6 protein-coding genes are annotated in these 6898 nt (G+C 71.6%); 3 read left to right on the top strand and 3 right to left on the bottom strand.

Annotated elements, in window-relative coordinates:
* A partial coding sequence (locus ACI2K4_RS35305) for an NAD(P)-dependent oxidoreductase (protein ID WP_404517494.1) occupies nt 1-439 on the bottom strand: 439 nt, incomplete at its 3' end.
* 517 nt (nt 440-956) lie between these two features.
* Nucleotides 957-1688 carry a TetR/AcrR family transcriptional regulator gene (locus ACI2K4_RS35300; protein ID WP_404517493.1) on the bottom strand — a complete coding sequence of 244 codons (732 nt, stop codon included), beginning with the start codon at nt 1686-1688 and terminating at the stop codon, nt 957-959.
* A gap of 90 nt (nt 1689-1778) precedes the next feature.
* Here ACI2K4_RS35300 and ACI2K4_RS35295 point away from each other — a divergent pair, with 90 nt between their 5' ends.
* Nucleotides 1779-2006, top strand: a complete 228-nt coding sequence (locus ACI2K4_RS35295; protein WP_404517492.1) for a hypothetical protein — start codon at nt 1779-1781, stop codon at nt 2004-2006.
* 77 nt (nt 2007-2083) lie between these two features.
* Here ACI2K4_RS35295 and ACI2K4_RS35290 read toward each other — a convergent pair whose 3' ends face one another.
* A complete protein-coding gene (locus ACI2K4_RS35290) occupies nt 2084-5518 on the bottom strand; it encodes a CHAT domain-containing protein (RefSeq protein WP_404517491.1) in 3435 nt (1144 codons plus the stop codon).
* A gap of 99 nt (nt 5519-5617) precedes the next feature.
* Between ACI2K4_RS35290 and ACI2K4_RS35285 the strand changes: the two genes are divergently transcribed.
* Together ACI2K4_RS35285 and ACI2K4_RS35280 are read left to right on the top strand one after the other, a co-directional pair.
* Entirely contained in the window at nt 5618-5992 is a 375-nt protein-coding gene (locus ACI2K4_RS35285) for a hypothetical protein (RefSeq protein ID WP_404517490.1), read from the top strand.
* On the top strand, nt 5989-6885 hold the full coding sequence (locus tag ACI2K4_RS35280; RefSeq protein WP_404517489.1) for a hypothetical protein: 897 nt from the start codon (nt 5989-5991) through the stop codon (nt 6883-6885). The genes ACI2K4_RS35285 and ACI2K4_RS35280 overlap by 4 nt, the downstream gene beginning before the upstream one ends.
* Nucleotides 6886-6898 lie beyond the last annotated feature (13 nt).

The following is a 6898-nucleotide window of genomic DNA, read 5'->3' as shown; positions in this document are numbered from 1 at the left end:
CCTTGCCGTCGACGTACTGCCGGCGGACCAGGTGACCCGGACCCTTCGGCGCCACCATCAACACGTCCACGTTCGCCGGAGGCGTGATGAAGCCGAACCGGATGTTGAACCCGTGGGCGAAGAACAGCGCGTCGCCAGCCGTCAGGTTGGGTGCGATCGCCTCGGCGTAGAGCGAACGCTGCACCGTGTCCGGGGCCAGCACCATGATCACGTCGGCCCAGGCCGACGCCTGGGCCGGGGCGAGCACCCGCAGGCCCTGCTCCTCGGCCTTGACCCGGCTCTTCGAACCCTCCGGCAGACCGATCACGACGTCGACGCCGGAGTCCCGCAGGGAGAGCGCGTGCGCGTGCCCCTGGCTGCCGTAACCCAACACCGCGACCTTCCGGCCCTGGATCACCGACAGGTCGACGTCCTCGTCGTAGTACACCTCAATGCTCATGATTCCCCCTCTTTGCCTCGACAACACACTCTTTCCTGACATCACGGATGGCGGCTCGCCCGGTCTGGCCGGGTGCGACCTGACTCACACACTTCGTTCCGACCCCACCGCCGCCGACCCCGCAAACGGTCCGTGGCGGCCGTGGTCGAGGGCCAGACGCGCAACGTCCCGGCACCGTCGGTGACAACTCGGCTGAGAAACCCCGTCACGTGGGCTTGGACAAGCTCACGCTCGGTCGCCACCATCACACTCCTCCGGTGCACGGGCACAAAACTTCGGGCCAACTCCACGCAATTTCCGACGGGCTACCGGGGGTCACGTTCACCGGATGTGACCTTCGGCGCGGTGGCCAATCTCACCACTGTGCGTGATAACGAGGCGCACCTCGTGGACGCGTCGACCACCCGAGGCGGTCGCGGACCAAGCCCGGGGTGTCAGCGGTCGCGCAGGGCGGAGACCAATTCACGGCGCGAGCCGATGCCCGGCTTGGTGAAGACCTTGCGCAGATGCCGCAGAGTCAGTCGCGCTCGTTATGGGTCCGTCCGCCCAGGATGGTGTCGAGGCCGTGTTCGAACAGGACGTCGTCAGTCCAGCGGTCGGCGTCGAGGTGGCCCGAGGCGTTGAGGGTCGGGTAGGCGGCGGGGTCGGCCGTGACACGCTGTCGGGCCTGCGCCTGTGTCGGCGCGGCGGCTGTCCGGTGCCAGGTGGCCTCGGTGAGCGCGGTGCCGATCACGTAGTTCGCCAGCAGGCGGGTGGTCGCGGTCAACCGAAGGCCGGAGAGACCACCGCGTACGAGCGCGGCCTGTAGGAACTCGGTCCGCGCGAGGACGTTGGGTCCGAGCATGGGTCGGCCGATCAGACCCGGGGCCCAGGGGTGCCGGAGCATCACCGCTCGCCACTCGCCCGCCAGGGTCCGGACGTCGTCGCGCCAGTCGTCGGTGCCCTCGGGCAGTGGCACGTGGCCGAAGACGTGGTCGACGGCCAGGTCGAGGACGTCCTTTTTGGTCTTCACATGCCAGTAGAGCGCCGTCGGCGTGACGTCGAGTTGCCGGGCGAGATGGCGCATCGTCAGGCCACCGATGCCGTGCCGGTCGAGCAGGCTCACCGCCGCGTCGACAATCCGTTCCCGGGTCAGCGGTACGGGACGGGAACGCGAAGGGTCCTGACGTAGCCACACCGAGCCCGGGTCGCCGCTTGCCCGGCCCGTCGGCCGCACGTCCGGTGGCTGCTCGAACTCGGTTCCCGTCACGCCACGACTCTAGTACAGTGCACAATCAAGTTAACGGCGTTAAATTGATTGCACGGTGTCCATCCAGTGCGATGCGAGGGAGTGCCGCCCGTGCCTCTGCGACGCGTGGTGCTGGACAGCGACCGGGCGACCGCCCGCCGGGTCCTGGAACTGCATCGAGCCGGCAAGATCCATCGCGAGTCCCGCGACGCCGCCCGCGACGAGATCTGGCGCCGTGGTCACACCCCGGCAGGCGAACCGGTCTTTGTCGGTCTCACCAACGGCCACCCCGTCCGACTCGTCTACGACGTGGAGGTCTACCCGGACGCCACCCCCTGACCCCGTCGTCGCCGGTCCACACCGCCGGATCGGTCAGCAGGATGGCACGATGCCCGCTCCACGCACGGTGGTTCGTCTCAGGCGCCGGCGTGGATGTGCGCGCTCCAGAGGCTCGGCGTGTCCGGGTACGCCTCGCGACACCCGCGCACCGCCGCGTGCAGCGCCGCCGCCGAACCGTCGGAGAGCCCACGGTAGACATCCCTCGCGATCGAACCGGCGATGCGGTCGTTCACCCGCCAGAGGGTGCCGATGACCTGCGGATAGCCGGCCAGCAGGAAAGCCGACGTGATGTTGACCGCCTCGTCGGACAGGTGCGGGTCACCGTACGCGGTCTGGCACGCCGACAGGTACGCCAGGCGAGCGCCGGTGAGGTCGAGGCGGGCGATGCTCCGCACGGTCAACGGGTCGGTCTCGTGATCGTGCAGCAGCAACCGTGCCGCCGATGGTTCACGCTGGTCGGTGATGCCGTGGCAGGCGAAGTGGACCCGTGCGTGCCGCGAGATCTCGGCGCGTACCCGCTGCGCCGTCGCCTCGGCGCCGGTCAGGCGAACAGCGGCGTCGAGTTGCATGATCTCCCGCTCGGTGTGGGGTAGCGGTGTCGCACCGGGAGTCTGGGGCATCGCGACCGCGAGGAGCCCCGGCTTCGTCGGCACAGCCGCCCGGGCTCGCGCGTGCCGGAGCGCGCGTACGGTCGGCGTGTAGGACGAGATCACCCGGTCCAGCACCGAACACCCCGGCCGATCGTGGTGCCCGGCGGCGTGCAGGGGCAGGAACGCCAGCACTCCCGTCGGTGACCACCAGACGCGGTCGGCGCCCTCCAACCTGTCCAGGACCGGAGCGGTGAGCGCGTCCCAGAGCCACCCGAGGATCCGCGCGAGCATCCGCTGAGCCCGTTTCTCGTCCGGTCCCGGGGTCTGGGCGATGTGGAGGGCGCGGTAGAACTCGTTCGCGTGCTCGACGACCTTGTCCGGCGCGATGTCGGGTAGCGGGACCACATCGATTCCGGCGGTGGTGAGGATGAGCGCGTCGCTCCGATAGTGACTGACGTTGATCAGGACGATCGGTCCCTCGGCGGCCTGCTCCCGCAGCGCGTCGAGCGTGGACGCGGCGAGGAAGTCGGCGAAGCCGGGCAGTGCCCGGATGCGGGTGATGAGCGTGTCCCACTCCCGGGTCAGACCGTGCCGGCGGTCGGCCTCCCGAGCCGCGTGCCCGAGCCAGTCACCGGCCCCGGCCTCGGGCCAGGACTCGAGATCAACCTGGAGGCGCTCGACCGTGGCCGCGAGTTCGGGGTGCCGCGAACGCAGCATGGTGAGGTCCGCGCGTGGGTCGAGCTGTTGGGCGATGAGGATCCCCCGTCCCTGTTCGAGCAGGCGCGCGGCCTTCGCGCTGTCTCCGGCGTTCAACGCGCACGCTGCCGCGTCGGTGGCGAGACCGTCGAACTGCCGGAGCCCGTGTTCCTGGTCCCGGCGGCCCACCCCGTGCGAGGCGACCCGTGGCAGCAGCTCGACCGCGAGCTCGAATCCGGCCAGCGCCCGGCTCCACGCACCGGTCCGGGCCCACGTCCGCCCCCACTCCCGCGCGTCCGCGACCCGTTCCAGGGTCGGCGGCAGTGGCGAGAGTGCCGCTTCCTGGAACATCGCGGCGACTTCGGCGTCCCGACCGGACCGCCGCGCGAGCGCGAAGGCGAGGTTGCTCAGCCGCCTCGGCCTGGCGTCGCTCGTCCGGGGGGCCGCGTCCGCCGCCGCCCGCAGCAACTCGATCGCCTCGTCGAGAAGTGCCGGGTCTCCGGTGTGGTCGAACCGTTGCCGAAGGGCGATGCCGAGGTCGTTGCGGAACGACGACTCGTCCGGGCTACCGGGACGTGCGAGCGTGACCGCCTCCCGCAGCAGGCTGATCGCCTCGTCGGACTCCGACGCGCGACCGAGCGCGTTGCTGAGATTGCGCAGCATTCCGACCCGGTGCGGGTGGGTCGGCGGTGTGGCGGCGACAACCGCGCGGAACGCCTCGACCGCCTCGGTGAGTACGGGGCGGATGCCGGTACGGTCGTACCGCTTCAACAGGACCGTACCGAGCGAGTTGAGGTGGTTGACCCGGTCCGGGTGGTCCTCGGAAAGCAGCGTGACGGCACGCCTGCACTCCTGCGCCGCCTCGTCGAGCGCGACCGTGTCCCCCGTGGCGGTGTGCCGTCGGAGCAGGGCCGCGCCGAGCAGATGTGACGCATGGGCCTGGAGGACCGGGTTGTCGGCCGCCGCCACGGCCGTACGCAGCAGTGCGATGGCCCGCTCGAGGTGGGCCATCTCGCCGATCCGGTCGAACTCCCGGCTCAGTGCCAGCGACAGCGCGATGGTGCCGCCCCCGAGCCGGTGCGCCTCCTCCCCGGCCTCGATCGCCCGCCGCAGGGTGCCTTCGTCGCCGGTGACCTGGTAGCGGCGACGCAGCACCTCGGAGCGGTTGGTCAGCGCCGCCACCCGGACCTGCGGGGCGGACGCGGCGCGTACGGCCTCGTCGCTGAACCTGTCCGCCTCGGCCAGGGCCGCCTGGGCGTCAGGCCCCTCCATCAGGGTCGCGACGAGATTGGTCAGCAGTGCGGGGCGCTGTGGATCCTCCGGGGCGAGCAGGGCGAGACCCCGGTGGTGCAGGGTGAGCGCCTCCGCCAGCAGGGCGGCGTCACCGGTGCGTCCGGCCAGCGTCCGTGCGGCGCCCGCGGTCGTGTCCAGCAGGGCGGGAAAGTTCCGGTCGTGTTCGGGCAGCCTGCTCCGGGCACGGCCGCCGACGTCCAGGGCCTGTCGCAGGAAGGCGAGGTCTCCGGTCGCCTCGAACCGGTCCACCAGTGCCGAACAGAGGCTCGCCGTCACGGCGACCTCGTTCGGGTCGCCGTGCGGCAGCGTCTCGGTGGCGTACCGGAGCATGTCCACCGCCCGGACGAGCGTGGGCAGCTCAGCGGTACGGGCGAAGCGGCGGCGCAGATCCTCACCGAAGACCGCCGCGAACGGGTTCAGATCCGCGAGCTCGCCGCCGGCCGCCTCGACCACCTGGTCGCCGAGGTCGGTCAACTCGACGACGTCCCCGTCGGCGGCGCGGAACACCACGTACAGGTCGTTGAGGTACGTCAGCCGCTCCGGCGAGCCCGGCTCGCTCACGGCGATGGCGTCCTCCAGCAACTCGACCGCCTCGCCCAGCCGCTCCGCCTCGAACAGGTCGAAGGACTGGTCGTGCCACTCCCGCGCGGTCGTGCCGATCTGACGCAACTGCCCGAGCACCCTGGCCGGGACCCGGTCGGCCAGCGGGACCAGCAGCACCGCCGCCCGCCGAGCGTCGCGGGTGGTGCCCGGTACGCCGCGCGCCATGTGGCGGCACAGGTACAACAGCCCGACGGCGTGGTCGACCACCGGGTCACCGCCGTCGGCGGCCAGGGCGAGGGTCGCGTCGTCCAGTGCGGCGGGTTCGAGCACGGCCTCGGCATCACCGTCGTCGAAGTACCGACGCACCCGTTCCCGCACGTGGTCAAGCACCCCACGAGCCTCCCACGTCGATGCAAGCGATCGAGCGGGGAGCAGGTGGCGGCTACCCTGGTGGCCGAATGCCCGGCTCCGACCCGAAGAAGGGCAGCGGTGGACTCGCTCGCGCAGGAACAGCTCGCCGTGCTCTGCGTACGGCTAGAGGAGGAGGTCGGCCCGCTCGCCACCGACGGGCCGATGCGTACGCTCGCGACGCTGATCGCCGAACGGATCCGCGCGGGCGAGGATCCGGTGACGCTCGCCGAGCACCTCGACGAATTGGACGATCAACTACTGCGTGCCGGGTACGCGGGCGGGCTGGGCTCCTACCGGTCGGCACTGCCGCAGTTGCCCGGCCTCGGCGGGCATCCGGTGCTGGAGGTGCTCGCCTGCCCCGGCCTGCTCTGCGCGCGGGTGGCCCCACCCGACCGGGAGCACACCTGCGCGGTGTTCGGCCGGTCGCTCGACCGCGTCCGGCTGCGCCCGTGATCACGCTGCTGGAGACCCTCGGCGGCCGGATCGCCGAACGGTGGTTGCAGCTACTGGTCCTACCCGGAGCGCTCTACCTCCTGGTGGCCTTCGCGGCGCTGCGGCACGGCACCGACATCGGCGGTTTGACCAGGGACATCGACAAACTGGCCGCGAGCCCCGCCGCACGGAGCGTGGGCGCGACCGTCGCCGTGCTGATCGGGCTGGCCGCCGGTGCCGCGCTCGTCGGCCTCGCGGTGCGGGCACTCGGCTCGGTGGTCGAACGAATCTGGATGGTGGACGCCGCGCACCCCGTGACACGGCTGTTCGCCCGTCGCCGACTGCGCCGCTGGGAGTCCGCCGAGCGGCGGTACCAGTCCGCGCTCCTGGCGGCCGGGCGGGCGCACGTCGCACGGGCGAGCGACGCCACCACGCTGGCCCGGGAGGCGGAGCGGCTCGCGCTGGCCCGCAACCGGATCGGCATGGGCGTGCCACGCCGCGCGTTCTGGGTCGGCGACCGGATCGCCTCGGCGGACCTGCGGGTGCTGTCCGCGTACCATCTGGATCTGGTCTCCGCGTGGCCACGGCTCTGGCTCGTGCTGCCCGACCCGGCGCGGGCCGCGCTACAGACGGCGTGGGCGGATTTCTCGTCGGCGACCCGACTGGTGGTGTGGGGCGTGGCCTATCTCCCGCTCGGGATCGCCTGCTGGCCGGCGCTACCGGTCGGCGCGGCAATGGTGGTGGTCGGCTGGCGCCGGGGGCGGGCCAGCGGCGCGGTGCTCGCCGAGTTGCTGGAGTCGGCGGTGGACGTGCACGGTCGTGACCTGGCCAGCGCGATGGGGGTCGACTGCCCACAGGGACTCACCCGGGATGCCGGTGAGTCGCTGACCTCGATGCTCCGCAAGGACAGTTGATCGGGAGGCGAGC

It is taken from the genome of Micromonospora sp. NPDC050397 (assembly GCF_044901685.1).
In the GTDB taxonomy this organism is placed as follows: domain Bacteria; phylum Actinomycetota; class Actinomycetes; order Mycobacteriales; family Micromonosporaceae; genus Micromonospora_G.
This window is presented reverse-complemented; position numbering and strand designations above follow the sequence as displayed.